The 25,567-nt window shown below is 70.1% G+C and carries 27 protein-coding genes; 12 read left to right on the forward strand and 15 right to left on the reverse strand.

Annotated features, from left to right (window positions below; all coding sequences use genetic code 11):
* The first annotated feature begins 332 nt into the window (after window positions 1-332).
* From E1202_RS00245 to E1202_RS00275, 8 genes are all read left to right on the forward strand, one after another.
* Window positions 333-1,307, forward strand: coding sequence for a LacI family DNA-binding transcriptional regulator (locus E1202_RS00245; RefSeq protein WP_132680386.1), 975 nt, complete (start codon window positions 333-335; stop codon window positions 1,305-1,307).
* Window positions 1,304-2,347 carry a class I mannose-6-phosphate isomerase gene (locus E1202_RS00250; RefSeq protein ID WP_235877476.1) on the forward strand — a complete coding sequence of 348 codons (1,044 nt, stop codon included), beginning with the start codon at window positions 1,304-1,306 and terminating at the stop codon, window positions 2,345-2,347. The genes E1202_RS00245 and E1202_RS00250 overlap by 4 nt, the downstream gene beginning before the upstream one ends.
* Window positions 2,344-3,108, forward strand: a complete 765-nt coding sequence (locus tag E1202_RS00255) for an ATP-binding cassette domain-containing protein (RefSeq protein WP_132680228.1) — start codon at window positions 2,344-2,346, stop codon at window positions 3,106-3,108. The genes E1202_RS00250 and E1202_RS00255 overlap by 4 nt, the downstream gene beginning before the upstream one ends.
* Window positions 3,108-4,160 (forward strand): ABC transporter permease, encoded by a 1,053-nt coding sequence (locus E1202_RS00260; RefSeq protein ID WP_132680229.1) that lies wholly within the window; start codon window positions 3,108-3,110, stop codon window positions 4,158-4,160. Before E1202_RS00255 ends, E1202_RS00260 begins: the two co-directional genes overlap by 1 nt.
* Before the next feature lie 58 nt (window positions 4,161-4,218).
* Complete coding sequence (locus E1202_RS00265; protein ID WP_132680230.1) at window positions 4,219-5,196, forward strand: ABC transporter substrate-binding protein; 978 nt, start codon at window positions 4,219-4,221, stop codon at window positions 5,194-5,196.
* Window positions 5,197-5,332: 136 nt separating this feature from the next.
* Entirely contained in the window at window positions 5,333-5,509 is a 177-nt protein-coding gene (locus tag E1202_RS31175; protein ID WP_165943689.1) for a hypothetical protein, read from the forward strand.
* Between the two features lie 198 nt (window positions 5,510-5,707).
* The gene (locus tag E1202_RS00270; RefSeq protein ID WP_132680231.1) at window positions 5,708-6,124 is read left to right on the forward strand and encodes a TipAS antibiotic-recognition domain-containing protein; all 417 of its coding nucleotides are present in this window, start codon (window positions 5,708-5,710) and stop codon (window positions 6,122-6,124) included.
* 165 nt (window positions 6,125-6,289) lie between these two features.
* The gene (locus tag E1202_RS00275; protein WP_132680232.1) at window positions 6,290-7,642 is read left to right on the forward strand and encodes a DNA polymerase IV; all 1,353 of its coding nucleotides are present in this window, start codon (window positions 6,290-6,292) and stop codon (window positions 7,640-7,642) included.
* Here E1202_RS00275 and E1202_RS00280 read toward each other — a convergent pair.
* From E1202_RS00280 to E1202_RS00290, 3 genes are all read right to left on the reverse strand, one after another.
* Complete coding sequence (locus E1202_RS00280; protein WP_132680233.1) at window positions 7,615-8,346, reverse strand: hypothetical protein; 732 nt, start codon at window positions 8,344-8,346, stop codon at window positions 7,615-7,617. The genes E1202_RS00275 and E1202_RS00280 overlap by 28 nt on opposite strands.
* Window positions 8,347-8,436: 90 nt before the next feature.
* Window positions 8,437-9,624, reverse strand: coding sequence for an acetyl-CoA C-acetyltransferase (locus E1202_RS00285; RefSeq protein ID WP_132680234.1), 1,188 nt, complete (start codon window positions 9,622-9,624; stop codon window positions 8,437-8,439).
* 222 nt (window positions 9,625-9,846) lie between these two features.
* The gene (locus E1202_RS00290; protein ID WP_235877478.1) at window positions 9,847-10,866 is read right to left on the reverse strand and encodes a hypothetical protein; all 1,020 of its coding nucleotides are present in this window, start codon (window positions 10,864-10,866) and stop codon (window positions 9,847-9,849) included.
* A gap of 117 nt (window positions 10,867-10,983) precedes the next feature.
* Here E1202_RS00290 and mce point away from each other — a divergent pair, with 117 nt between their 5' ends.
* The gene (gene mce, locus E1202_RS00295) at window positions 10,984-11,433 is read left to right on the forward strand and encodes a methylmalonyl-CoA epimerase (RefSeq protein WP_132680236.1); all 450 of its coding nucleotides are present in this window, start codon (window positions 10,984-10,986) and stop codon (window positions 11,431-11,433) included.
* Window positions 11,434-11,529: 96 nt separating this feature from the next.
* Here the strand turns inward: mce and E1202_RS00300 are convergent, their stop codons facing one another.
* The 3 genes from E1202_RS00300 to E1202_RS00310 form a co-directional block, all read right to left on the reverse strand.
* Window positions 11,530-13,833 carry a penicillin acylase family protein gene (locus E1202_RS00300; RefSeq protein WP_132680237.1) on the reverse strand — a complete coding sequence of 768 codons (2,304 nt, stop codon included), beginning with the start codon at window positions 13,831-13,833 and terminating at the stop codon, window positions 11,530-11,532.
* A 150-nt stretch (window positions 13,834-13,983) separates the two neighbouring features.
* Window positions 13,984-14,634 carry a TetR/AcrR family transcriptional regulator gene (locus E1202_RS00305; protein ID WP_132680238.1) on the reverse strand — a complete coding sequence of 217 codons (651 nt, stop codon included), beginning with the start codon at window positions 14,632-14,634 and terminating at the stop codon, window positions 13,984-13,986.
* Window positions 14,635-14,838: 204 nt separating this feature from the next.
* Window positions 14,839-15,222 carry an SPW repeat domain-containing protein gene (locus E1202_RS00310; protein WP_408006062.1) on the reverse strand — a complete coding sequence of 128 codons (384 nt, stop codon included), beginning with the start codon at window positions 15,220-15,222 and terminating at the stop codon, window positions 14,839-14,841.
* A 176-nt stretch (window positions 15,223-15,398) separates the two neighbouring features.
* Here E1202_RS00310 and E1202_RS00315 point away from each other — a divergent pair, with 176 nt between their 5' ends.
* Both E1202_RS00315 and E1202_RS31180 read left to right on the forward strand, forming a co-directional pair.
* Window positions 15,399-16,958 carry a coiled-coil domain-containing protein gene (locus tag E1202_RS00315; protein WP_132680239.1) on the forward strand — a complete coding sequence of 520 codons (1,560 nt, stop codon included), beginning with the start codon at window positions 15,399-15,401 and terminating at the stop codon, window positions 16,956-16,958.
* Window positions 16,959-17,063: 105 nt separating this feature from the next.
* Window positions 17,064-17,231, forward strand: coding sequence for a hypothetical protein (locus E1202_RS31180; RefSeq protein ID WP_165943691.1), 168 nt, complete (start codon window positions 17,064-17,066; stop codon window positions 17,229-17,231).
* Window positions 17,232-17,235: 4 nt separating this feature from the next.
* On the opposite strand, the gene E1202_RS00320 is transcribed toward E1202_RS31180, so the two are convergent.
* A complete protein-coding gene (locus E1202_RS00320; RefSeq protein ID WP_132680240.1) occupies window positions 17,236-18,054 on the reverse strand; it encodes an alpha/beta fold hydrolase in 819 nt (272 codons plus the stop codon).
* 142 nt (window positions 18,055-18,196) lie between these two features.
* Here E1202_RS00320 and E1202_RS00325 point away from each other — a divergent pair, with 142 nt between their 5' ends.
* Window positions 18,197-18,718 (forward strand): GNAT family N-acetyltransferase, encoded by a 522-nt coding sequence (locus tag E1202_RS00325; RefSeq protein WP_132680241.1) that lies wholly within the window; start codon window positions 18,197-18,199, stop codon window positions 18,716-18,718.
* 34 nt (window positions 18,719-18,752) lie between these two features.
* Here E1202_RS00325 and E1202_RS00330 read toward each other — a convergent pair whose 3' ends face one another.
* The 8 genes from E1202_RS00330 to E1202_RS00365 all read right to left on the reverse strand — a co-directional run bounded on the left by E1202_RS00330 (window position 18,753) and on the right by E1202_RS00365 (window position 25,562).
* Complete coding sequence (locus tag E1202_RS00330; protein ID WP_132680242.1) at window positions 18,753-19,502, reverse strand: alpha/beta hydrolase; 750 nt, start codon at window positions 19,500-19,502, stop codon at window positions 18,753-18,755.
* Window positions 19,503-19,565: 63 nt separating this feature from the next.
* A complete protein-coding gene (locus E1202_RS31660) occupies window positions 19,566-19,880 on the reverse strand; it encodes a hypothetical protein (protein ID WP_207918407.1) in 315 nt (104 codons plus the stop codon).
* Between the two features lie 25 nt (window positions 19,881-19,905).
* Window positions 19,906-20,880, reverse strand: coding sequence for a DUF3558 family protein (locus tag E1202_RS00340; RefSeq protein ID WP_132680243.1), 975 nt, complete (start codon window positions 20,878-20,880; stop codon window positions 19,906-19,908).
* Window positions 20,881-20,999: 119 nt separating this feature from the next.
* A complete protein-coding gene (gene dhaM, locus E1202_RS00345) occupies window positions 21,000-21,689 on the reverse strand; it encodes a dihydroxyacetone kinase phosphoryl donor subunit DhaM (RefSeq protein WP_132680244.1) in 690 nt (229 codons plus the stop codon).
* Entirely contained in the window at window positions 21,686-22,324 is a 639-nt protein-coding gene (dhaL, locus tag E1202_RS00350; protein WP_132680245.1) for a dihydroxyacetone kinase subunit DhaL, read from the reverse strand. Before dhaL ends, dhaM begins: the two co-directional genes overlap by 4 nt.
* A gap of 14 nt (window positions 22,325-22,338) precedes the next feature.
* A complete protein-coding gene (gene dhaK / locus E1202_RS00355) occupies window positions 22,339-23,334 on the reverse strand; it encodes a dihydroxyacetone kinase subunit DhaK (RefSeq protein WP_132680246.1) in 996 nt (331 codons plus the stop codon).
* Between the two features lie 194 nt (window positions 23,335-23,528).
* Window positions 23,529-25,037 (reverse strand): aldehyde dehydrogenase family protein, encoded by a 1,509-nt coding sequence (locus tag E1202_RS00360; RefSeq protein ID WP_132680247.1) that lies wholly within the window; start codon window positions 25,035-25,037, stop codon window positions 23,529-23,531.
* Between the two features lie 261 nt (window positions 25,038-25,298).
* Window positions 25,299-25,562, reverse strand: a complete 264-nt coding sequence (locus E1202_RS00365; RefSeq protein ID WP_132680248.1) for a hypothetical protein — start codon at window positions 25,560-25,562, stop codon at window positions 25,299-25,301.
* Between the last annotated feature and the right edge of the window lie 5 nt (window positions 25,563-25,567).

A 25,567-nucleotide genomic window follows, 5' to 3' on the forward strand; every position in this document is an offset into this window, starting at 1 on the left:
TCGACCCGTCGCGCGCGAGGTCAACACGCGGCTGGGTTCCTGTCGTTTTTGGTCACCGGCGGGCGCCGATCAGCGCACCGGTTGCGACCGTCGGAAGCATTGACCCGCCCCGCACCGAGGCCCTGAACCGCGAGGAAGGGAACCTCTCTGCCACCGCCCCACGCCTGGAGGCCAGGTTTCCGACCCTTTGCCAGTTGATCCGGGTGGTGCAAGACGGGCGACCGAGCGCAGCAGAAGTGGAAGCCCAGCATTGACAAAACGCTCGAACGTGCGGTCCAATCCGCTCCGCCATGACAACGTTGTCTGAGTCGAGGAACGTCCGCCGCGCCACCATGACCGATGTCGCGCGGCTCGCCGGCGTGAGCGTCAAAACGGTCTCCCGCGTCGTCAACGCCGAGGACGGCGTGCACCCGACGACCGCGCAGCGCGTGCTCTCCGCGATCGACCAGCTCGGCTTCCGCCGCAACGTCAGCGCCCGGAACCTGCGCCGCGGCACCGGGACCGGCACCCTCGGCCTGGTCCTGGAAGACCTCGCCAACCCCTTCTACTCGGTGCTGACCCGCGCCGTGGAGGAAGTCGCCCGCGTGCAGGGCAAGCAGGTGCTCACCGGGTCCTCCGATGAGGACCCGACGCGCGAGCGAGAGCTGGTGCTGGAGTTCTGCGCGCGCCGCGTCGACGGGCTGATCGTCGTTCCCGCAGGTCACCAGCACGGCTACATCGCGCACGAGATCAACGCGGGCACGCCGGTCGTCTTCGTCGACCGCCCGCCGGGCAACCTCGTCGCCGACTCCGTGCTCATCGACAACGCAGGCGGGACCGCCCAGGCCGCCCGGCACCTCGCCGAACACGGCCACCGCCGCATCGCCTTCCTCGGCGACGCCCCCGAGATCCACACCGCCGCCGAACGACTGCGCGGGTTCCGCGAAGGATGCGCGCGAGCCGGAGTGCCGTTCCAGTCCGATCTGGTCGTGATGGGCCCGCACACCGACGAGTCCGTCGCCGAGGTCTTGTCGGGCCCGCTGCGCGAGGCCACCGCACTGGTCACCGGCAACAACCGGATCACCATCCACGCCCTGCGCGCGCTCGCGGGGCGGCCCGCTCGTCCGGCACTGGTCGGCTTCGACGACTTCGAGCTGGCCGACCTGCTGGACCCACCGATCACCGTGGTCACCCACGACACCTGGGCGTTGGGCAAGTCCGCGGCCGAGTTGCTGTTCGCGCGGCTGGACGGCGACACGTCGCCGCCCGGTCGCGTGGTCGTCCCGACCAGGCTGCTGGTCCGAGGTTCTGGAGAGGTAGTTCGTTGAGTTCCGTCCACAGTTCTTCATCCGCGCGAGCAACGGTGCTGCCGGCGAACCAACCCCGGCAGTTCTACCGGGGCGGAGCGTCGATCGCCGCACTGCGCGGCGGCGGAGATGACCGGGAGTTCGGACCCGAAGACTGGGTCGCCTCCACCACCACCCGGTTCGGGCAGGACGAGTCCGGTCTGTCCCGGCTGCCCGACGGCCGGCTGCTGCGCGACGTGGTCAGCGCCGACCCCCGGTCCTGGCTGGGCGCCGATCACGTGTCGGCCTACGGCGAGAGCACCGCGCTGCTGGTGAAGCTGCTCGACGCCGGGCAGCGCCTGCCCGTCCACTGCCACCCCGACGACGTGTTCGCCAAGCAGCACCTGGGTTCTCGCTTCGGCAAGACCGAGGCGTGGATCGTGGTGGGAACCAGCGGCGCGAACCCCGTGGTGCACCTGGGGTTCCGGGATGACGTGACGCCGGAGACGGTGGCCGAGTGGGTGCGCACCCAGGACTCCTCGGCGATGCTGGGCTCGCTCAACGAGATCCCGGTCAAGCCCGGCGACACCGTGCACGTGCCCGCCGGAACTCCGCACGCCATCGGCGCCGGGGTGTTCATCGTCGAACTGCAGCAGCCCACCGACTTCTCGATCACCCTGGAGTGGCAGGGCTTCCTGACCGACGCCGAAGGAGCGTTCCTCGGCCTGGAGACCGCCACCGCACTGGAGACGGTCAACCACTCCGGTTTCGACGACGCCCTGCTCGCCTCGCTGATCAAGCGCACCGGCGACCTGGGGGAAGGACGCGTTCCTCTCCTCGCCGAGGACGCGGCCCCGTTCTTCCGCGCCGACCGCCTGCACGGCTCGGCCGAACTCGACCCGTCCTTCGGCGTGCTGATCGTCCTCGACGGCAGCGGAGAACTGCACTGCGCGAACGGTTCCCCTCTGCCGCTGCGGCGCGGAACCACCGCCGTCGTGCCGCACGCCGCCGGGCAGACCCGCTTGGAAGGCGACCTCACCACCGTGCTGTGCAGACCACCCTCAGCTGGGAGCCACGCATGACCGAACCACTTCTCGAAGCACGTGATCTCGTCAAGCGCTACGGCAGCGTGGAAGCGCTGCGAGGGGCCTCCTTCACCGTGCACCCGGGCGAAGTGGTCGCGCTCATCGGTGACAACGGTGCGGGCAAGTCGACCCTCGTGAAGTGCCTGTCCGGGGTGGAGCAGCCGGATTCCGGCCAGATCCTGGTCGGCGGCAATCCCGTGTCGCTGGACTCGCCGACCGCCGCGCGCGGTCACGGCATCGAGACCGCCTACCAGGACCTCGCCGTGGCGCCGGATCTGGACCCGGCCGCGAACCTGTTCCTGGGCCGCGAGATCCGGCGGCCGGGCCTGCTCGGCAAGCTCGGAATGCTCGACAAGGCCAAGATGCGCGCCGAAGCCACCGAGCAGTTCGCCAAGTTCGGCGTTTCGCTCCCCGACCTGTCCGTGCCGATCGGTGCGCTCTCGGGTGGTCAGCGCCAGAGCGTCGCGGTGGCTCGGTCCGTGGCGTGGGCGAGCCGGCTGGTGTTCCTCGACGAACCGACCGCCGCGCTGGGCGTGGTGCAGCGCGAACGCGTCCTCGACGTCGTCCGCCGGGTGCGCGACACCGGCATGGCCGTCGTTCTGATCAGCCACAACATGCCCGAGGTGCTCTCGGTCGCCGACCGCGTCGAAGTGCTGCGCCTGGGCAGCCGGGTCGCCCGGTTCAACGCCGCCGAAGCCAAGCTGGAAGACCTGGTCGGTGCGATGACCGGGGCCCTGTCTCAGGAGGACGCGAGCTGATGTCGACTTCGCAGAAGACCTCCGCCGACGAGCCCGTGCAGCAGACCCCCGACGAACCCGCCGTGAGCCTGCGTTCCCGGCTGGCCGGATCCAACACGGCGTGGACCGGTCTGGTGCTGGTGGTGCTGTGCGCGCTGTTCAGCGCACTGCGGCCCGACGCCTTCCTGACCCTGTTCAACGTGCAGAACCTGCTGGTGCAGGCCGCGCCGCTGCTGATGCTCGCGGTGGGCATGACCTTCGTGATCATCACCTCCGGCATCGACCTGTCGGTCGGTTCGGTGCTGGTGTTCGCCGGGGTCGTCTCGGCCATGACCATGGAGGCGCTCAGCGGCGGCGATGCCACCGCTGCGGGCTGGGGCGTCATCGCGATCGGCCTGGTGGCGGCGCTGGTCGGCGGCGCGGCGTGGGGACTGCTCAACGGGCTGCTGGTCGCGGTGGCGCGAGTGCCCGCGCTGATCGTCACCCTCGGCTCGTTCGGTGCGGCGCTGGGTGCCGCGCAGCTGCTGACCAACGGCATCGACGTGCGCACGGTGCCCGCCACGCTGCGCACCACGCTCGGCACGGGAACGTCCTTCGGCGTGGTGCCGAACCTGGTGATCCTCGCGGCGATCATCACGCTGCTGGCGATGTGGCTGCTGCACACCACCGCTTTCGGCCGCTACACCTACGCGATCGGCTCGAACTCCGAAGCCGCGCGACGCAGCGGCATCAAGGTCACTCGCCATCTCATCGCCGTCTACACGCTCACCGGCGTGCTGGCCGGGCTGGCCGGTTTCATGTCACTGGCCTACTTCGGCACGACCACGATCAGCGGTCACAGCAACGACAACCTCAACTCGATCGCCGCGGTGGTGCTGGGCGGCACCAGCCTGTTCGGCGGCATCGGGACGATTCTGGGCAGTGTCATCGGCGTTTTCATCCCGGCGGTGCTCGACGCCGGGTTCGTGATGGCCGGTGTTCGCCCGTTCTGGCAGCCGATCGCCGTCGGGGCGGTCCTGGTCGCCGCGGTCTACCTGGACCAGCGTCGGCGTCGAGCCCGCAACAACCGTTGAACCGAATCCTTTGAAACCCAAGCCTTTTTCAACACAGAGTCGTGTGGAGGTTGTTTCGATGAGAACGCACAAGGGGCTGTTGGCGCTCGGCGCCGCGGCGCTGCTGCTGGCCGGCTGCGGTTCCGGGCAGATCGGCGGCACCGGCGGGCAGACCGACCCGAACAACAAGAATCTCGCGCTGATCACCGGTCAGCGCGGTGAGCCGTTCTACGTCTCCATCGAATGCGCGGCGCAGCAGGAAGCCGCGGCGCAGGGTTACCAGCTCAACGTGCAGGCTCCGGAGAAGTTCGAGCAGGCCGAGCAGTCGCAGATCCTCGGTGGCATCGTCGCCGGCAAGCCGGGTGCGGTGATCATCGCCCCGACCGACGACAAGGCCCTGGCCGCGCCGCTGCAGCAGGCGAAGGGCAACGGCATCCAGGTCGTGGAGGTCGACACGGCGCTGGAGGACCGCTCCATCTCGGTCACGTCGCTGTCCTCGGACAACTACGCGGGCGGGCAGTTGGCGGCGCAGACCCTCGTGCAGCTGCTGGGCGGCAAGCCGGGCTCGGTGCTGGCGCTCAACACCAAGGCGGGCACCTCCACCACGGACGAGCGCGCCAAGGGGTTCGAAGAGGAGATCGCCAAGCACCCGAACCTGAAGCTGCTGCCCACCCAGTACACCGAGAACGAGCCGGCCACGGCCGCGCAGATCGTGTCCTCGACGCTGGCGGCCAACCCCGACCTGGTGGGCGTGTTCGGCACGAACCTCAACACCGGCGAGGGCGCGGGCACGGCGCTGTCCAACGCGGGCAAGTCCGGTCAGGTGCAGCTGGTGGGCTTCGACGCGAGCCCGAAGCAGGTCGACGACCTGCGCAACGGTCGGGTGCAGGCCCTCATCGCCCAGAACCCGGGCAAGATCGGCCAGGAGGGCGTCAAGCGCGCGATCGCGGCGATCAAGGGACAGCCCGTGGAGCGGGAGACGAAGACGGAGATGATCTCCATCACCCGCGACAACCTGGACCAGCAGGCCCAGTACTTCTACAAGTCGCAGTGCTGAACCGTTGATCGGTCGGTGCCCGTCTCGCCCCGGGCGAGACGGGCACCGGCGTTTCGGCGCCGTTCGCGCGGGCGCGAGCATGGGAACCTTCCGCTCAGCGCTGTGCATCACCGCAGGTCGCGGTTACGGTGGGGTCATGGCCGCAATCGGTGAGATGTTCCCCGGTCGCAAGCTCAAGCACGAGGGCGACCAGGACGGCGTGTCCCGCGATCACGACCCGGGAGGTCCGCTGGATCTGGACCGGGGCGTGGTGTTCCTCGCGCCCCGCGACACCGCCCCGAAGGAAGAACCGGACGAAGACCGGCCGGAGTGACGCCCCTCCCCCCGGGAGAATCCGCAGCGCAATCACAGAGTTGTCGCGGATCCGGTAGATCACGCACCGCAGCCAGTCGTCTCCGCTACTGTGCCACGGGCAGTTGACGCATTTCGCTCGAAAGAGTCTTGATGCATCACTGCCCGTTGGTCGTGGCAGAAGGCGCTGTGCGCGCGTGATCGAAACAAGGGGGATGCCGTGCAGCCGAACAACCTGTCCGGGAGCGCAGCTCTCGAACAGACCGAGGCCGTCGAGGACGGCACCGCGCTGATCGGAAACCTCACCCCCTCAGGAGCCGGGAACCGCAGCCCCGCGCAGAAGCAAGCCGTGGCCCGCAAGATCGGCGAGGACTGGCAGCGCATCAGCTCCACCGTCGCCGAGCTGTTCGCCACCGGCGTGCCCAGCAACGACCCCCGGACGCAGCAGATCGTGCACGAGCACTACCAGTGGCTAGGCCACTTCTGGACGCCCGACCGCGCCTCCTACCTGCGGCTGGCCGAGATGTACGTCAACCAGCCGAAGTTCCGGCACCGCATCGAACGGCGCAAGCCCAAGGGCATGGCCTCCTACCTCCGCGACGCCATGACCACCTACGCCTGGTCCCGCCTGCGCTGAACTCCGCCCGGGAGTGACAGGAAGGTTCCCCAGCACCGGTCCGCGCCGGGGCGAGGTGACCGCAGGACGACCTTCACCTCACCCACCGGACGAACCGCAACGGAGACGGCGCTCACAACCGCGCCTTCCGCGCCGTTGTCGGCCCGTTCGAGTTCAATGAGTCCCATGAGGTGGGTGCTGCACATGGACATGGACGCGTTCTTCGCGTCCGTGGAGCAGCTCACCCGCCCCACCGTGCGGGGACGCCCGGTGCTGGTCGGCGGGCTCGGGCCGCGCGGCACCGTCGCCGGAGCCAGCTACGAGGCCCGCGAGTACGGGGCGAAGTCGGCGATGCCGATGGCCGAGGCCCGCCGCCGCTGCCCGGTGGCCGTGGTCCTGCCGCCGCGCTTCCGCGTCTACCAAGCGGTGAGCAAGCACGTGCTGGGCATCGTGCGCGAGGTCTCCGACGTCGTGCAGCAGGTGTCGGTCGACGAGGCGTTCATGGAACCCACCGAACTCGCCGGTGCTTCCGCGCACCGCGTCGAGGAGTTCGCCGGCGCGCTGCGATCCCGGGTGCTGCGGGAAGTCGGGGTGGTGGCCTCCATCGGCGCAGGACCGGGCAAGCAGCTCGCGAAGATCGCGTCGGGGCTGGCGAAACCGGACGGGATGCTGGTCGTGCCGCCCGAGGAGCAGCTGGAACTGCTGTGGGCGCTCCCGGTGCGCAAGATGTGGGGGATCGGGCCGGTCACCGAGTCCAAGCTGCACCGCATCGGGGTCAACACGATCGGCGAGCTCGCCGCCCTGCACCCGCAGGACGTGACGTCCCTGCTCGGCCAGGCGATCGGCGCCGAGCTGCACCGGCTCGCGCAGGGCATCGACGACCACCCCGTCGCCGAGCGCGCGGAGGCCAAGCAGGTGAGCGCCGAGACGACCTTCGACCACGACATCACCGACCGCGCGACACTGCTGACCGAGGTGGTGGGCCAGGCCGAGAACGCCCACCGGCGGCTGGTGTCCTCGGGCCGCGCCGCGCGGACCGTGACGCTCAAGGTCCGCGACTCGGACTTCACCACGATCAGCCGAGCCGAGACGTTCTCCTCGGCCACCAGCGAGCTGAACACCCTGGCGGCCGCGGCCCGCCGACTCCTGCCGATCGCCGTGCCGCCGGGAACCCCGGTGCGCCTGGTCGGCGTGTCCTACTCGGGACTGGCCAGCTCCGAGCAGGAGTCGCTGTTCGACCATCCCTCCGATCCGGAGGAGAACCCGGAAACCGAGCCGGAAGCACCCGAACCGGCCGAAGCCGCGCAGCCGTCGTCACGGCAGTGGCGGGCGGGCGACGACGTCCTGCACGGCGAGCACGGGCACGGTTGGGTTCAGGGCGCCGGGCACGGCCGGGTCACCGTTCGCTTCGAAACGGCCGCGACCGGCCGGGGCGTGGCCCGGACGTTCGCGGTCGACGATCCGCAGCTGGCAGCCGGTGACCCGATCGACAGCCTGGGGCTCGAAGCCGATCAGCCCTGCGGCGGGCGCGGCAGGTGACGCCGGTACTGGCCCACCCACTTCTGCGGCGCGATGTCCTTGACCGCAGCCTCCAGGTCCTTCGGCAGGCGGCTGAACGGCGGCAGGTGGAACCGGTAGCGGTCCGGCGGCAGGCCCTGGACGGTCGGCGGTTCTTCCACCAGCCAGCGGTCCAGCTCGGGGTGCCGGTCCATGAAGCCCGCGTCGGCCGGGTAGATCTCCAGCGCCCGGCGGCGTTCCGGGTTCACCGGCCGCTTGTTCTCGATCCACGGCAGGGCGCCGATGCCGACCGCCTTGATCTCGCGCCAATCGACTCCGACGACCTCGCCCATGGTGCGCGCGTAGAAGCCGCTGCGGTCGATCAGGAATCCGCGGCCGCGCAGCATCCCGCGTGAACCCATCACGAACCACAGGAATGCCACGCCGAAGACCAGCTGCCAGAACCACATGCCCGCGGTGCTGCCGTTGTTGACCAGCGTCGCCGCGATCAGCACGGTGCCCAGGCCGCTGATCCCGCCACCGATCAGCAGCGAGCGGAAGCTCGCGGAGCTGACGTCGATGTCGTGGGCGTCGGCGCCCAGCATCGTGGGCGCGGGCGCGGCGGCAGGCGGCGGATGGGGCTCCGCCGCCTGCCGACCCGAGGTGTATCGAGCGGTGCCGCGCGGGATCGTGCGCGTCGGCTCGCTCCAGTCAGCTCGTTGCCATCCCCCTGGAAGCCACTTCATGCGTCCCAGGGTAGCCACGAACCAGACAGATGATCATGTAGGTGGGCAAATCCCCGGGTGCCCCTCGGGGATTTCCCAGGGATGCCCTGATCAGGCCGAGGGGACCGTGAGCAGCAGGGCGTCGCCCTGCCCGCCACCGCCGCACAGCGCCGCCGCACCCGTGCCGCCACCGCGGCGCTCGAGCTCGAGCGCGAGGTGCAGCGCGAGACGGGCACCGGACATGCCGATCGGGTGGCCGAGCGCGATGGCACCGCCGTTGACGTTGACCTTCTCCTCGTCGATGCCCATCTGGCGGGTGGAGACGATGCCGACCGCCGCGAAGGCCTCGTTGATCTCCACCAGGTCGAGCCCGGCTGCGTCGACGCCGGCCTTCTCGCACGCCTTGGTGATCGCGTTCGAGGGCTGCTCGTGCAAGCTCGCGTCCGGCCCGGCGACCACGCCGTGCGCGCCGATCTCGGCCAGGTAGTCCAGGCCCAGCTCCTCGGCCTTGGCCTTGCTCATCACCACGACCGCTGCGGCGCCGTCGGAGATCTGCGAGGCCGAGCCCGCGGTGATGGTCCCGTCGGCGGAGAAGGCCGGGCGCAGCTTGCCCAGCGTCTCGGTGGTGGTGTTGCCCCGCACGCCCTCGTCGGTGTCGAACACCACCGGGTCGCCCTTGCGCTGCGGGATCTCCACCGGCGCGATCTCCTCGGCGAACGCGCCGGACGAGATCGCCGCGGCGGCGCGCTGGTGGGAACGAGCGGCGAACGCGTCCTGCTCCTCGCGGGTGATGCCGTAGCGGGAGTTGAACTTCTCCGTCGAGACACCCATCGCGACCTGGTCGAACGCGCAGAACAGCCCGTCGTGGGCCATGTGGTCGAGCATGTTGACGTCGCCGTACTTGAAGCCCTCGCGCGACCCCGTGAGCAGGTGCGGCGCCTGGGTCATCGACTCCTGGCCACCGGCCACGACGATGTCGAACTCACCGGCCCTGACGAGCTGATCGGCCAGCGCGATCGCGTCGAGCCCGGACAGGCAGACCTTGTTGATGGTCAGCGCCGGAACGTCCATCGGAATGCCGGCGGCGACAGCGGCCTGACGAGCCGGGATCTGCCCGGCTCCGGCGGTCAGCACCTGACCCATGATCGTGTACTGCACCTGGTCGGGTGCGACACCGGCGCGCTCCAGCGCGGCCTTGATGGCGACTCCCCCGAGCTGCGCACCGGAGAAGTCCTTGAGCGAACCGAGCAACCGCCCCATCGGGGTTCGCGCGCCCGCAACGATCACAGAACTACCCACGACTGCCTCCCGGTCATCGTCGACACCACGTCATCGGCCTCGCAACCCATCATCACCCGCGAAGGCCATCGGGACCATACCCGCGAAGACCGGGAGCACCGGCTGTGACGACTGCCATAACCAGCGCGGATCGGTGAGCGAAAGGTTCCCGTCCTGCGGTTTCGACCGGGCCGGGGCGGCAGGGAGGTTCCCTTGCTCACACCGGCCCGGCGTCGATCGGCTTCAGCAGTTGCCGGTGCCGGTCGTGGTGTCGCAGAGGGTCGATTCCTCGGCCCACGACAACTTGCTGCGCGCGTCCACGCCCAGTTCCCGGGACGCGGAGACGTCGGTGGAGGCACCGGAGTCGCCCTTCATCCAGTACCGGACCTCGTAGTCGACGCCGCCTTCTTCGTAGGTGAAGGCGTAGAAGGGGGCGGGAACCGGCGCGGGACCGTAGTCGGGGGCGGTCCAGGCGTCCTCGCCCTGCGCCGCGCTCGGGTCGACGTACAGGCAGTCGTACTCGGCGCCTTCGAAGGTGCACGTGCGCTTCTCCGCGCCGCCGTAGCGGTCGACGTCGGCGTCCTTGGTGACTCCGTCGGCCTCGAGCCGCTGGTAGACGTCCTCGCAGGCACCGGAGTCGCACGCGTGCCAAGGGGTCCACGCGGTCGCGCGGGCCTGGGCTTTGCTGGAACCGCCGTTGATGGCCGAGCAGTACGCGTCGACCATGTGGGGAGCCATCGTCGCGGCGGCGGTGGAGCTGTCGATGGCGGTGGCGGCCGTCTCCTTCGCACCGAGGCCCGCCGAGTCGAGCTGCCAGATGCCGACGCCGGGGTTGAAGAACAGGCCTTCGGCGCGCTGCTCGGGGTCGGCGAGCGAGGTCTGGTCGTCGTAGCGGGACAGCGTCATCGGCGACGGCGATGCTCCGGACGGGGACACCTCGGGCCAGGTCGTGGACAACGTCAGGTAGGTGGCCTCGGTGGCGCTGATGCTGCAGTCGGCTTCTCCGGCCGCGGTGGTGGCCGCGGTCTCGACGGCCTCGTAGGGTGCGGCACCGAAGTGCAGCGGGGCGAAGGGAACCACCCAACCGCGATCCTTGCTCATCCGCTCGGCGTTGGGGTTGGGACCGCCACCGCCGCTGATGGTCCCGTCGCCGCCTGCGGCGAGCGCGACGGGTGCGGCCGTGCCGGCGGCGACCCCGAACACGACCAGGACGACGGCGAGTCTGCGAATTCGTTGCGTCTTGACCATATCTGCCCCTTCCATGTGAATTCGCCACATGCTCGCCTCTGGGACAGATCACCCGACTCCGCCTGTTGGGGCAATTCGGGCCGCCGATTTCGCCGCTTTTCCCATGGTTTCCGCGACGACTACGCTGCGACCATGCGAGCGGAACTGAACGACCTGGTCACGGCAATCGATCACGTGGGCATCGCGGTCCCCGACCTCGACGAGGCCATCGCCTTCCAGCGCGACACCTTCGGCCTGGAAGTCGCCCACTCCGAGGAGAACGCGGAGCAGGGCGTCCGCGAAGCGATGCTGCGCGCGCCCGGCGACACCACCGGGGCCACCCAGATCCAGCTGCTCGCACCGCTGCGCGAGGACTCCACCATCGCCAAGTTCCTCGACAAGAACGGCCCGGGCCTGCAGCAACTCGCCTACCGGGTCACCGATGTCGAGGCCGCGATGGAGGCGCTGCGCGCCAAGGGACTGCGCCTGCTCTACGACCAGCCCCGCCGCGGCACCGCGGACAGCCGCATCAACTTCGTGCACCCCAAGGACGCCGGCGGCGTCCTGGTCGAGCTCGTCGAGCCGGCACCTCACGGCCACTGACGAGACGATGCGGCGGGTCCGATGTGGACCCGCTGGTCACCTCGACGACCGTTGAGCACCAGGGAACCTTTCGCCCACTCCCGGCCACGGGGAGGTTCAGGCCGGCACCAGCAGGATTCGGCGTTCGGCGATCTCCTCGACGGCCTCGCGGCTGTAGGCCAAGGGGAAGTAGGTCCCGTCCCGCCAGCTCTCGGCGAGGTCTCGGTAGTGCGGGTCCGACGGGTTCCCGGACTGGCCCGGCGTGTTCACCGCGACCGAGTAGTCCCAGTTGCCGACGTCGAGCACCATCCGGAACGACGGGCCGTTGGTCTGGCGGAAGTCGCTGACGCGGTAGGACGACTGGTTCACCGTCGCCGACGAACCACCGCGCGGGAACGGACCGACGTCGAAACGCGCGCGCTGGACGGGGTCGAGCGCGTCGGAGGCCGGATGCTTGAAGAGGCTGTGGTGCAACCGCCCCCAGCGCCACTTCGATTCCCCTCGGCCCAGCAGCTGTTGCACCTGGGCGTAGGCCGTGCGCAGGGTGTCCAGCAGCAGCCGATCGCGGGCCGCTGCGTCCGGCAGCCAGCGGCCCGGGTTCTCCAGCTCGGTGAGCATGACCAGGTTGTCGACGGTGTCGATGTGCTCGGCCGCCTCCGGCACCGCGGCACGCGCGAATCCGGGCCCGAGGTGCTTGGACAGCCACACCTCGAACAGCGCGGCGGCGTTGGAATCCGCTCCCAGCACGGCGTCCCAGTCCCGCAACATCCGCAACGCGCGCCGCAGATCGGCATCACCGCTGTCCAATCGGGACAGCAGCGGCTGGATCCGCCGAGCGGGGATCGACAGCTGGTCGGTCTGCAGCAGCTCCGAGTCCCGGATGGTGTGCCTGCGCTGCCGGGAGAGGACTTCCACGATCCGCTGGTACCGGAACGGGTTGGTCCACTCGTAGCCGAGCCCCATCTGCTGGTGCTCGGGCGGGAGGTTGAACTGGTTCGCCGTGGCGATGAACCCCTCGTCAGGGTTCAGCACCCGCGGCAGATCGTCCCCCGAGTGGAAACCGTCCCACTCGTACCGGCCGTCACCGGGCACGGGGAGCAACCCGTCGTAGCCGACCCGCTTGGGCGCCAGACCACCGGGAACCCACCCGATGTTGCCCTCCACATCGGCGTAGACCTGGTTCTCGGTCGGGGCGCCCCAGTTGCGCATGGCCTTGGTGAACTCGGTGAAGTTCTCGGCGCGCATGTAGGCGATGCTGCCGAAGTAGGGCGACATCCCGGGTTCCAACCAGGCGGTGCGCACCGCGTAGGCGAGGTTGCGCTTCCGGTCGACGTGGATGACCGGGCCGTGCCGGGTGAAGCTCAGCTCCACCTCGCGCCCGGCCTCGCCGCGCACCGCGACCTCTTCGCGCAGCACCGTCATCTCCTCCCAGCCGGTGCCGTAGCGGTACCGCCTGGGGTCGGCCGGGTCGAGTTGGTAGACGTAGAGATCTTCCTGATCCATCGGGAAGATCGTCAGTCCGAACGCGACCGTGCCGTTGTGCCCGATGGAAATCCCCGGCAGGGCGGGCTCACCGGCTCCGATCACGTCCAGGCCGGGCGCGGACAGGTGCGCGATGTAGCGCAGCGAGGGAGCCGAGTAGGCGCGGTGCGGGTCGTTGGCCAGCAGCGGACGTCCGGTGGCGGTGCGTTCCCCGCTGACCACCCAGTTGTTGCTGCCCTCGGTGGTCGCGTCGCGCGGCACGCGCCGGATGGAGTTCTCCTTGAACTCGACGTCCTGCGTGGCCAGGTCGAAGACCTCGAGCACGTCGGCGGGGAGCGCGCACGGGTCGAACCCGTCCGGGACGACGGTGCGGTGATCGGGTTGCAGCCCTTGGCGGATCAGGTCGGCCTCCACGCCCGCGGCGCACACGACCCGCGCTCGCTCGACCTCGCTCTCCAGGTTGCGGGTCAGGCCGTGGCTGCGGATGCGCACGACATCGGCCGGGTCCCAGCGGGCCGGCCGGTAGCCGAGGATGCCGAACTCCTCGGGCATGCGTTCGGGGTGCGCGTCGAGCCAATCGAGGTAGGCGTTGATGCCGTGGGCGAACCGGGTGGCGATGTGCTGCGCGTCGTCTGCGTAGCGCGTCCACTCGGCGTCCATGTCGCCTCGGTAGAGGAACAGCCGGGTGGCGCGATCCTGCTCGACGTAGTCGGGGCCGAGGACCTCGGAGAGCAGGCCGAGCCCGCGGCGGCGCCACAGGTCGATCTGGAAGAGGCGTTCCCTCGCCGCGTTGAAGCCCTGCGCGAGGAAGACGTCGTCCTCGCTGTCGGCGTAGAGGTGCGGGACCCCGTAGCGGTCCTCGATCAGCTCGACCTCGCCGTTGAGCCCGGTGACCGGATAGGTCGCCGGGTCCGGTGAGGCGTCGACGACCGATGTCATGGCACCTGCTCCCGCGATGCCGAAGCCGGTGGCGAGGAGCCCTCGTCGACGGGATAACCGAACGCGCCCAATGCCCACCCCAACCTCCGCGGTGATCGCCTGCGGGAGTTTCTAGCGCGGCGAACACCGCAGCCACAAGGCCGGGTTCGTTCAGGCGGGTTTCACGGCGGCCCGCGAGCCGGCGCCCAGTTCGAGCGCTCTGGCGATGAAGCCGATCTCGCGGTCGAGCTCGTCGTCCTCGGTGCGGTGGCGGGCCACGGAGTGGCGGTGGTTGATCACGCGGGCCAGCAGCACGGCGGCCGCTTCCACGTCACAGCCCGCCAGGCCGGGCGGCAGGGCCAGTTCGATGACCCGGCGGATCTGCTCGACGACCACTCCGAACCGCTGCTGCATGGCCTGCCGCACCGCGTCGTGGGTGTCGGCCTCGCGCCACAGCAGGTGGCTGAGCAGCATCGATGATTCGAGGCGGGCGTCGAGTTCGCCCACCAGGCGCCGCAGACTGCCCGCGACATCGCCGCGCACGACCAGGCCTTCGGATTCCACTTCCTCTTCGGGAAGCCGCTCCACGAGCGCGGCCAGCAGGTCCTGCTTGCGGCGGAAGTAGTAGTGGATGAGCCCTTTGGGCACCTCGGCGCGTTCGGCGATCCGGGACGTCGGGGTGGCGGTGAAACCGTGCTCGGCGAACAGATCGCCGGCGGCGGTCAGGATGCGCTCCCTGGCACTGGTGCCGGCGCTGTGATCGTCATCCGAATCCGAAGCGGACGGGCGTCGACGGGCCTTCTCGCCCAGCTCGTTCGACATCTGCCCGACCTCCTCCTAGCGGGATCAACACTGAGAGCGCGGCCCGGACGTTACCGCCGGGCCGCGCGATTGTCTCAACCGAGCACTGCCTGGTCATCACCGCTGTCGAGCCCGCGCAAATCGGACACATCGCGGGAGGAGCGCGACCTCCTCATCCCACCCGGGAGGCTCGCGGCGCGCGGGCTCTCGAGCGGCTCGACCGGATCAGTGCTGCCCCGCCACACCGCGGTGCGCGGCGTTGGCTTCGGGCAAGGCCGCCGCACCGACGACCACCGCCAGCACGCCGACGATCCACGAGGTCCACGCCGCGCCCACCATCTCGGCGTAGCCGAGGACCCACGGGGAGATGAAGAGCAGGACGCCCAGCAGCATGTGGCTGTACTCGCTGGTCATCGAACCCGGCATCGCCAGCGACCACACGCTCGCGATCAGCAGCAGCGCGCCCAGCACGATCATCGCCGACATCGCACCGCCGTTCGTCGACGTCCACATCGTGCCGAGGATGAGGTAGGCACCCAGGGCCACGCCGGCCCAGTCCTGCCAGCGAATCCACGGCTTCGAAGTCGAAGCGCTCGACCGTTCGGCCACGTCGATCACCTCCGTTATGTCCGACTTGACCACTCCAGTCTCATCCTTGGTTGGCCAGCCGGTCAAGACCGGCTTTCGCGATGCCGCGCGGGGGACTTCACCGAGGTGAGCAAAATCCTCCCGAGACCCAGGCGCACCTCCCGCAACAACGTCCGCTTCCAGGTAGCTTGGTTGCCATGGGCCTTGCCGACGACCGCGATTTGCTGCCACTGGGATCGGGATTCGATCTTGCTCGTAAGAACGGCTACGACCGTGCCCAGGTCGACGAGCACCTGGAGCGCCTCGACGCCGACATCCGCATCCTCACCTCGGATCGCGATGCCGCGGTGTCGCAGGCCGCCGATCTGTCCAAGCAGCTCGAGTCGGCCCGCTCTGAGATCGAGAGCCTGCGCGGCCAGGTCGACCGGCTGGCCAAGCCGCCGACAACCCTCGAAGGCCTCAGCGAGCGCCTGCAGCGCATGCTCCGCCTGGCCCAGGACGAGGCCGCCGACATCCGCTCCCGCGCGGAGGCCGACGCCGCGCAGATCCGCTCGCGTTCCGAAGCCGAAGCCGTCAACCTGCGCACCCGCTACGAGCGGCTGATCAGCGAGGTCGACCACCGGCGCACCGAGATGGAAACCGAGCACCGCTCGCTCATGGACGGCGCCAAGTCCGAGGCCGAGCGGATCACCCGCGAAGCCGAGGAGAACCGCAAGCGCGCCGACGAGGAGTCCGAAGCCCACCGCACCCAGGTGGAAGAGGACTTCGAGATCGCGATGTCGGCCCGCCGCACCGAGGCCATGCGGACCCTCGCCGAGCAGGAGGCCACCAGCAAGTCCGAGGCCGAACGCCGCGTCCGGGAAGCCACCGAAGAGGCCAACCGCAGGCTGCGCGAGGGCACCAACGAAGCCCATCGCCGCGTCCAGGAAGCCACCGAACAGGCCAACACCCTGGTCAGCGACGCCACGGCCAAGGCCGAGAAGCTCGAGCGCGAGTCCACCGCGGCCGCCGAGAAGCTCGAACGCGAATCCACCGAGACCGCCAACGCGCGCGAGGCGTCCAGCAAGGAAGCCGCGCAGCGGCGACTGCAGGAAGCCAAGCAGGAATCGGAACGGCTGGTCCAGGAGGCCAGCGAGAAGTCCGAGCGGATGATCCGCGAGTGCACCGAAGAAGCCACCCGGCGCATCGACGTCGCGACCCGCGAGGCCAAGCGCCTGGTCACCGCCACCCGCGCGGACGCTCAGCGCAGGCTCGGCGCGACCACCGAGGAGGTGCAGCGTCGGCTCGCCCAGGCCGACGAGCACGTGCACTCGCTCACCGAGCTGCGCGACACCGTCGCCAAGAAGCTGCGGGACGCCGCGGAGCTGCTCGGCCAGACCACGCCACTGCTGGAGCGCCTCGACCTCGAGGACGCCGAGGAGGAGAAGCTGCGCAAGGCCGCGGTGGAGGCCCGCGAGCAGGCGCGCAAGGACGCCGAGGAGGCCATCGCCCGCGACGGTCGCGAAACCGGCGAGATATACACGAACAACTCGCGGCCCGCCGAACCGGCCGTCACCAGCTCGGGGTTGCCCAAGCGCACGCCGGGCCAGGAGCGCGGCAGCTCGCAGTCCGTCGACGAGCCGACGGACAAGATCCACCGCAAGCAGGCCTCGGCGGACGAACCGACCCGCCGGATCCAGCTCCCGGTGCCCGGCGAGCAGCAGTCCGAGCAGCGCCCGCAGAACGCCGCCCGGGTGGACGCCAACCAGCAACGCTGATCGCATCGGCGCTGGTCAGCAGCGCCCGCGTCATCGTTCACGGGCAGAGGTGTCTCTTCTGACGAGGTCGGCCACGAGCCGGCGCACCAGGAGAGGACCGATCCAATGGCGGACAGCGACCCAGGCAGGGAGAACGCCCGCGCACGCGGTCAACGCGACTCGGGCAGGTACTTCCTGCTGCCCAGCGAAACCGCGGAGCGTTTCCGGCGAGACGAGCACGAGCCGGAGACCGCGAAACGCACCACCGACGAGAACACCGGCGAGGACGGGTAGCGGCTCACACGTCGATGCCGGCCAACCAGGGCCTCACCGCGTCGGCCAAGGCGTCCGGCGCCTCCAACGACGGCAGATGCCCTGAACCGGCCAGCTCGACGAGCTCCCCGCGTGGCAACGCATCGGCCATCTCACGGGCCGCTGCGGGCGGGGTGATGGTGTCCTCGGCACCGACGGCGACCATCGCGGGCCCGTCGAAGGCGCGCAGCGTCTCGAGGCTGTCGGGCCTGGCCGCCATCGCCCGCTGCGCCCACGCCACCCCATCGGCGGGTTGCGCTTCGATCAGCGCCCGGAGGTCCCCCACAACCTCCGGGCGCTTCTCGCGCGTGGCCGAGCCCAGCAGGTTCGGGACCATGTTCTCGGCGAGCCAGCTGCCAGTGCCTTCCTGCTCGGCCCGAGAGGCGACGTTGAGCCGGTTGGTGCGCTGCTCATCGGTGTCGGCGGGAGCCTTGGTGTCCACCAGCAGAACTCCGGCCACCCGTTGCGGTGCCGCCCGCAGCAGCGCCATGGCCACGTAGCCGCCCATCGAACAACCCCCCAGCACCACGCGCGGCAGCTCCAGCTGGTCGAGCAGCTCCAGCACGTCGGCGGCGGCGACATCGACGCTGGGGCGATCGACCGTCAGCGGCGCCGCCGCCGGTTCGATCATCCCCCGCGCCGTGGTCCCGTCGAGGGAGCTCTCCCCCAACCCGCGCTGGTCGGGCGTGATGACCCGGGCCTGCTCCTCCAACCGGCTGCGCAGCGGATTCCACATGCGCGCATCCACCGGGAAGGCGTGCAGCAGCACGAGAGGCGTTCCTGCTCCGGATTCGATGTAGTGCACGGGAACCATCCTGCCGGACCCGCCCCGCCCGCAGCACGCAACAGGCCGGGCGCGAGCATGGGAACCCTCCTGCCACCACCGGCGCACGCCAACCTGGAAATTCGGCTGCCGGACGCCTGCGGCCCCCGATAGTGTGCGTGGGGTGTCCGACCCTTCGGAGATCCGAACCCGGCGACTGCTGCTGCGTCGCCCGCTACCCGCCGACACCGAAGCCTTCGTCGAGGTGCACACCAGCGCGGAGACGCACGCGCTCTCCGGATTCGGCCGACGTGACCGCGACGAATCGCTGCGGCTGCTGGAGCGCTTCCAACTCGACTGGGACACCCGCGGCGTCGGCTACTGGACGGTTCTGGCCCCCGGCACCGGCGCGGTGCTGGGGTTCGGCGGCCTCCGGCACACCGTCGACGAGGGCGAGAACGTCCTCAACCTGTACTTCCGCTTCCTCCCGGCAGCGTGGGGCCACGGCTACGCCTCGGAGATGGGGCACGCCGCTATGCGGTGGGCGCACCGCAACCGCCCCGAACATCCCGTCGTCATCGCCACCGCGGGGCACAACGCTCCGGCGGTCCGGGTCGCCGAGAAGCTCGGCTTCGAGCGGGTGCTGGAACGCGTCCACGAAGGCGTTCCGGAGGTGCTGTACCGCTCGAGGGCTCCCCTGATGTGAGCGTGGGAACCTTCCTGTCACCCACCGGCCGGGGTCACGAGTTGACGATGGTGACCTGCCGGGTTTCCGACGGGCCGTCCCAGGTGCGGGGAAGCGGCGTCGCGACGTCGGGGGCGATGGTCCCCACGATGGCGTCCAGCGCCGCCTCGGCCGTGCCTACCCACAGGTGCTTGGTGTCGTCGAAGCCGGTCACCTTCGCCTGCGGGATGAGCGCGAAGCGCTCGCGGGCCTCCTGCGGGCGCAGGTAGTCGTCGAACTCGGGGATCAGGGCGTGCACGGGTTTGCCCGAATCACCCCACGCGCGCAGGTCGTCCTCGGTGCTCCAGCGCAGCGGCGGGGAGATCAGCACCGCTCCCTCCACCAACGGGTCGAGTCCGTGCACCAACGTCAGGTCGGTGCCGAAGGACCAGCCGACCAGCCACACGTCGGGCAGGTCGTTGAACTCGGCGTATTCGAGCGCCGCGGCGACGTCGAAGCGCTCGGAGTCGCCGTTGTCGAAGCTGCCCTGGCTGCGTCCCGCCTCGCTGGCGGTGCCCCGGGTGTTGAAGCGCAGCACCGCGATGTCGGCCAGGGCCGGCAACCGGAACGCGGCCTTGCGGTAGATGTGCGAATCCATCATGCCGCCGTGCGTGGGCAGCGGGTGCAGGCAGATCAACGTCGCCCGCGGCTGACCCGACTCGGGCAGCGCCAGCTCCCCGATCAGTTCCAGCCCGTCAGCGGTGTGCAGGGTGATCTGCTCCCGGCGGGCGGGCAGCATCGTGTTGGCGCGGATCTCGGTGCTCATCGAACCCGATCCTGCCACGAAGGGGTGGCCTGCTCGTGGTGACGTGCGCAGCAGTGGCGCGCGCTACGACCAGCGGCGGGTGGGGCCGCGACGGCCGCGTGCCTTCCAGCAGCCGGTGTGCCAGTGCCTGCGCTCGTCGACACCGCCGAGCTCCGCTTCGGGCCAGGCGACTACGTGCGCGATGCCGGTCTGGATCTCGTGGTCGCACCCCGGGCAGCGGTAGACCTTGGTGGCCTGAGCAGCGGGAACGGTGCGGACCATCCAGTCGCCGTCCGGGCCCGGCTCGACGCGGGATGCCCCGTAGGCGGTGCCGGCTCCGCGGTGACTGGTGTCCGCGCGGAGCCCCTTCTGGCGCTGCTGTCGGTTGCGTCGAGGCACGGAACAACGGTAACGGGTTCGGTGCTCACGGATTCGCAGGCGGCAGGCTCGGCCACGCCAACCGGGCCAGTCCTCGGGCGTAGTCGCACGCGTCGGTACCCGTCATGCCGGGCAGCGCGACGACGAGTTGGGCGACCTCGACCTGACCGGCCACGGCTCCGAAGGGGATGTGCGCGGTCTCCGCCGAGCACAGGGGAACCTGCGGATCACCACCGACGACGCTGAGCACGGTGCGACGCCCGTCCACCGGCTCCTCCACTGCGGCACCGTGCAGGAGCCGGGGTGGTTCACCCGCGGTGTGCTGCAACTGCACGCGCGGGGCATCCGCCGAGGGCTCTCCCCAAGAGCACTGGTGCCCGGCGATGCCGGGGCGGGGCCGTGCCTCCTCCAGACCGGGGACCTCGTTCACCGCCGCGGTGTCCAGCACGGTGCACGGGTCGAGCAGCGCCAAGGAGTTCGGCTGGTAGTCGCGGTGCCCTGCGCGCCCCTGCTGAACCGCGTCGGCGGCGGCCTTCGCTCCGGTGTCGGCGATGCCGCACAGCCCGGCGGCGGGATCACCGTTGAGCAGGTCGGCGCTGACCTGCAGTGAGACGCCGTCACCGAACTGAACGCGACGGGTGCAGTGCCCGGGGGCGGGCGCGCTCTGGGAGATGCGCAGCGACCCGTGCTGCACGACCGGGTCCCCCGGCTCGAGGGCGTCGGGGCCGACCAGTTCGCCGACAGCGAGCTGGATGAGCGTGTGGTCGTCGGGCTTGAGGTGCAGCAGGCAGTAGTCCAGCGACACCGTTCCGGCGTCCGACACCGCGCCGTACCGCTGCAAGGCGGCGGGATCGGTCAGCGTGCACGGGTCGAGTGTGCGGAGGTCGCCGAGGACCGTGCGCGCGCTCGTGTCGGCCGGCTGGGATCCGCCGGTCGGAGCGGGGTTCTGCGCTGTGCACCCGGCGAGCAGCACCCAGCACGCGAAGAGCAGCAGCATGCCTCGGTGGCGACGCGGCGACATCGACTCAGCCTAGCCCCCGATGACCTTGGAACGCAGTCATCGACACCGTCCGATCCTGCGTGGAGGGGAACCTTCCTGTCACCAGCGTGGCAGGAAGGTTGCCCTCCGCAGGTCGGTGGCTATTCGTCGAAGTCGCGGTTGGCGAGGTCGATGATGCGCTCGACGGCCTGGACGGCGTCGGGGCCGTTGGCCAGCAGGGTGATCCGGTCGCCCTTGCGCGCACCCAGGCCCATGAGGCCGAGGACGCTGAACGCGTCGGCCTGCTTGTCGCCCAAGGCGACCTTGACCGTTGCCTGCAGGCCGGTGAGGCTGCGCGACAGCAGTGCGGCGGGGCGGGCGTGCAGACCGACGTCGTTGGTCAGTTCCAGCTCCCTGGTGACCTGGTCGGTGGAGTCCGGTGCAGCACCGGCGGGTTCAGCCGCTGGAGCTTCGGCGCTGCCGCGGGCGCTTTCAGCCGCTCGCGCCACGGTTTTCATGTCGTTGCCGCCTTGCGCCGAAACGGCTGCGGCCACGGCTCCCTCGACGAGCGGGGCGTCGACGACCAGAGCGCTGTCGGGATCTCCGAGGGTTTCCACCGCGAGATCGGCGACCATCTGCGCGCTGCCCAGGTCGAACAGCACCACCGCACCCGCACCGGAGTCGGCGTCCGACAGCGCGGCCGAGACCTTCTCGAAGTCGGTGCCGATCGCACCGTCGGGCAGGCCACCTGCCGCGACGATGCGCACCTCGGGCGCCATCTGCCCGGCGAGCTCGACGACGCCCTCGGCCAGGCCGGAGCTGTGCGAAACGATGACCAGTCCGACGCTCATGCTCGGGCTCCTGCGGCTTCGGCGAATGCGGTCAACAGCAGCGCGGTGGAACGCGCCCCCGGGTCGATGTGTCCGGCGCTGCGCTCACCCAGGTACGACGCGCGGCCCTTGCGGGCCACGAGCGGTTCGGTCGCCTGCGCGCCCTGGTGCGCGGCTTCGGCGGCCGCGGCCAGCACCTTGGCGCTGTCGGCGCCGGATTCGGCGGTGCTCTTGGCCGCGTCGACCGCGGGCGAGAGGGCGTCGATCATCGTCTTGTCGCCGACCTCGGCGCGCCCGCGCGCGACGACACCTTCCATTCCCGCCTGCAGGGCCTTCGCGACGGCGCTCGCGTCGAGTTCCGCCTCGTCGCCGACCGCGGACGCCGCGCGCAGGAACGCCGTGCCGTAGAGGGGACCGGATGCTCCACCGACCGTGGAGATGAGCACCGTCGCGGCGAGTTTCAGCGCGGCTGCCGGGGTTTCGGGCTCCGAGGTGTCGATCTTCGCGATGACGGCGCGGAATCCCCGGTCCATGTTCTCGCCGTGGTCGGCGTCGCCGATCTCCCTGTCCAGCTGGATCAGCTCGTCGCGGTGCTCGGCGACCACGGCGGCGCCCGCCCTGAGCGCGGCGATGATGTCCTGTGCAGTGCAACCCATTCCGGGACTCCTCCTCACCAGTGCAGCGCGGCGGTGTGCACCGGCGCGTCCCAGAGCTCGGTGAGCTCGTCGTCCAGTTTCAGCAGCGTCAAGCTCATGCCCTGCATCTCCAAGCTCGTCACGTACGGCCCCACGAGGCGTCGGCGGACGGTGATGCCGCGTTCGGCCAGCAGCCGCTCGGCGACGCCGTGCGCCAGGTAGAGCTCCAGCTGCGGGGTGCCGCCCATCGAGTTGGTGAACAGCAGGACGTCGTCGCCTTCGGCGAAGGGCAGGTCTTCCAGGATCGGGTCGAGCAGCTGCGCCACGATCTCGTCGGCGGTGCCCATCGGCACGCGGGCGCGGCCGGGCTCGCCGTGGATGCCGATGCCGATCTCCATCTCGTCGGGCGCCAGTTCGAAGCTGGGCTGCCCGGCGTGCGGAACGGTGGGTGCGGTCAGCGCCATGCCCATCGAACGCACCTGGGAGACGACCTTGCGGGCGAGCGTCTCGCACTCGTCGAGGCTCGCTCCGCGCTCGGCGGCGGCACCGACGATCTTCTCCACCATCAGGGTTCCGCCGACCCCGCGACGGCCTGCTGTGTGCGTGGAGTCCTTGACCGCGACGTCGTCGTCGACGATCACGCTGCGCACGTCGACGTCCTCCACGGCCGCGAGCTCGGCCGCGGTCTCGAAGTTGAGCACGTCGCCGGTGTAGTTCTTGACCACCAGCAGCGCCCCGGCTCCACCGTGGGTGGCCGTGATGGCCGCCTGCACCGCGTCCGGAGTGGGCGAGGTGAACACCGCGCCCGGAACGGCCGCGGCGAGCATTCCCGAGCCGACGAAACCGCCGTGCAGCGGCTCGTGGCCGGACCCACCACCGGAGACGACCGCGACCTTGCCGGTCACCGGTGCGTCAGCGCGGACGATCACCGCCGGATCGGTCTGCACCCGAAGCAATTCCGGGTGGGCCGCGGCCACACCCCGCAACGCTTCGGCGACCACGTCCGCCGGCTCGTTGATGATCTTCTTCACCCGTTGGCCTCCTCGCTTGCGCTCCCGCCGCCGAAGCCACCGAGGCTCGACGCGATCAACCGTGCGCGGTCAACTCTGCCCGGGACGTGCGCCCGCGCGCATCCCCCTGGCGAACACCGGGGGATGCGAGCAAGGGAACCTTCCTGCCACCACGGGCGCAAGCCAAAACACCGACCGTGGTGGACTGGATCAGATCAGCGGCCGCGCATCACCTTGATGAGCTTGACGACCGTGCCCACGGTGCCCTTGGGGCGGGCGAAGCTCATCGGGTTGAGCGGGATCTTGAACTTGGTGCGGGTCACCGACTGCGGGCGGGCGAACTCGCGCAGGCCGTCGGCGCCGTGGATCCGGCCGAAGCCCGAGTCGCCGACACCGCCGAAGGGCAGGGCGGGCACGCCGGCGAAGGCGATCACCGAGTTGACCGCGACCATGCCGCTGCGCAGCCGACGGGCCAGTTCCACGCCTCGGGCGCGGGAGAACACGGTGGCGCCGAGGCCGTACTTGGTGGCGTTGGCGTGGGCGACGGCCTCGTCCACGTCGCGCACGCGCTGCACGACCAGGGTCGGGCCGAAGGTCTCCTCGGTGATGGCGGCCGAGTCCTCGGGGACGTCGGCGATCACCACGGGCTCGACGAACGGTGGGCGCACCGAGTCGCGTCCACCGACCACCGCGCGACCGCCGCGCTTGATCGCGTCGTCGATGTGGTCGCGGATGATGTTGACCTGCGAGGCCATCGTGATGGGGCCGAAGTCGGCACCCGGCTCGCCGCCCGGGCGCAGCTTGGCGGCGCGGTCGCTGACCATCTTCAGGAACCTGTCGGCCACGGCGTCGTGGACGTAGACGCGCTCGACGCCGATGCAGGTCTGGCCGGCGTTGGACATCGCGCCCCACACGGCGGCGTCGGCGGCTGCGGCCAGGTCCGCGTCGGAGTCGACGATCAAGGCGTCCTTGCCTCCGCACTCGACCAGCACCGGGATCAGGTTCTCGGCGCAGGAGGCCATCACGCGCTTGCCGGTGGCGGTGGATCCGGTGAAGGCCACCTTGTTCACACCGGCTTGGCACAGCGCGGCGCCGGTCTGCCCGAAGCCGGTCACGAGGCGGAACACCGGGTGTTCCGGCACGGCCTCGGCGAAGGTCTTGACCAGCCACTCCCCCACTCCGGGGGTGAGTTCGCTGGGTTTGAACACCACGGCGTTGCCCGCGGCGAGCGCGTAGGCGATCGAGCCCATCGGCGTGAAGGCCGGGTAGTTCCAGGGGCCGATGACACCGACGACGCCGTAGGGGATGTATTCGACCGTGGCGGTCTGGTTGGACATCAGCACGCCGGGCGAGACCTTGCGCCGCTTGAGGACCTTCTCGGCGTTGGAGGTGGCCCAGGCGAGGTGGTCGATGACCAGGACGAGTTCGAGCTTGGCGTCCTCGAGCGGCTTGCCGGTCTCCGCGCATACCACGCCCGCGAGCTCGTCCAGGCGTTTGACCAGCAGTTTCCGCCAGCGATCGAGATGCTGCCCACGACCGGAGAAGCCGAGCTCGTCCCACGCCGACTGCGCCTCGCGTGCCGCCGCGACCTCGTTCTCGACCGCCTCCGCATCGTGGATCGGATGCTCGCCCACCACCTCACCGGTGCGCGGGTCGATCGACTGGAACGTCTCGAACCGCGCGCTGGCGATCTCTTCGACGTTCCCACGGGCGGTCTGGGTCATTGCCGGCCTCCCACCATTACGACGTTCATTGTCAACGTGCAGCCTACGAAATACCGAGTCGGGAAAGAACCGTCCTGTACCGCCCGACTCATGTGCTGGACACGCACCGTTGCGCGCTGGTCCACTTGACAGCCGCGCGTTGCCGACACGGTAGTCAGACGATCTTGGAATCGGGACCGGAACGGCAGAATCGGTATCGAAATGCGAAACGGCGCCCGCACCGTGAAGTGCGGACGCCGTCCCGGTCGAATTCAGCTCACGTCATTCGGCGGCGGTGCCGCCTTCGACGTCGTCGGGAACCGTGATCGGACGCAGGCGAGCCCACAGGACGAACACCGCCGCGAACACCACCATGCCGAGGCCGGCCCACAAGTTGATGTTGAGCCCTGCGGCCTTGTCGATCTCGGCCTGCGGCTGGATGAAGCCGAGCACGACGAGCACGACTCCGTAGATGCCGAACAGCAACGCGATCACCGTGCGAATGTCGAAGGCACCAGCGCTGTGCCCCGAACCTCCACTAGCCATGAGAT

The sequence above is a fragment of the Saccharopolyspora karakumensis genome, from assembly GCF_004349225.1.
Taxonomy (GTDB): Bacteria; Actinomycetota; Actinomycetes; order Mycobacteriales; family Pseudonocardiaceae; genus Saccharopolyspora; species Saccharopolyspora endophytica.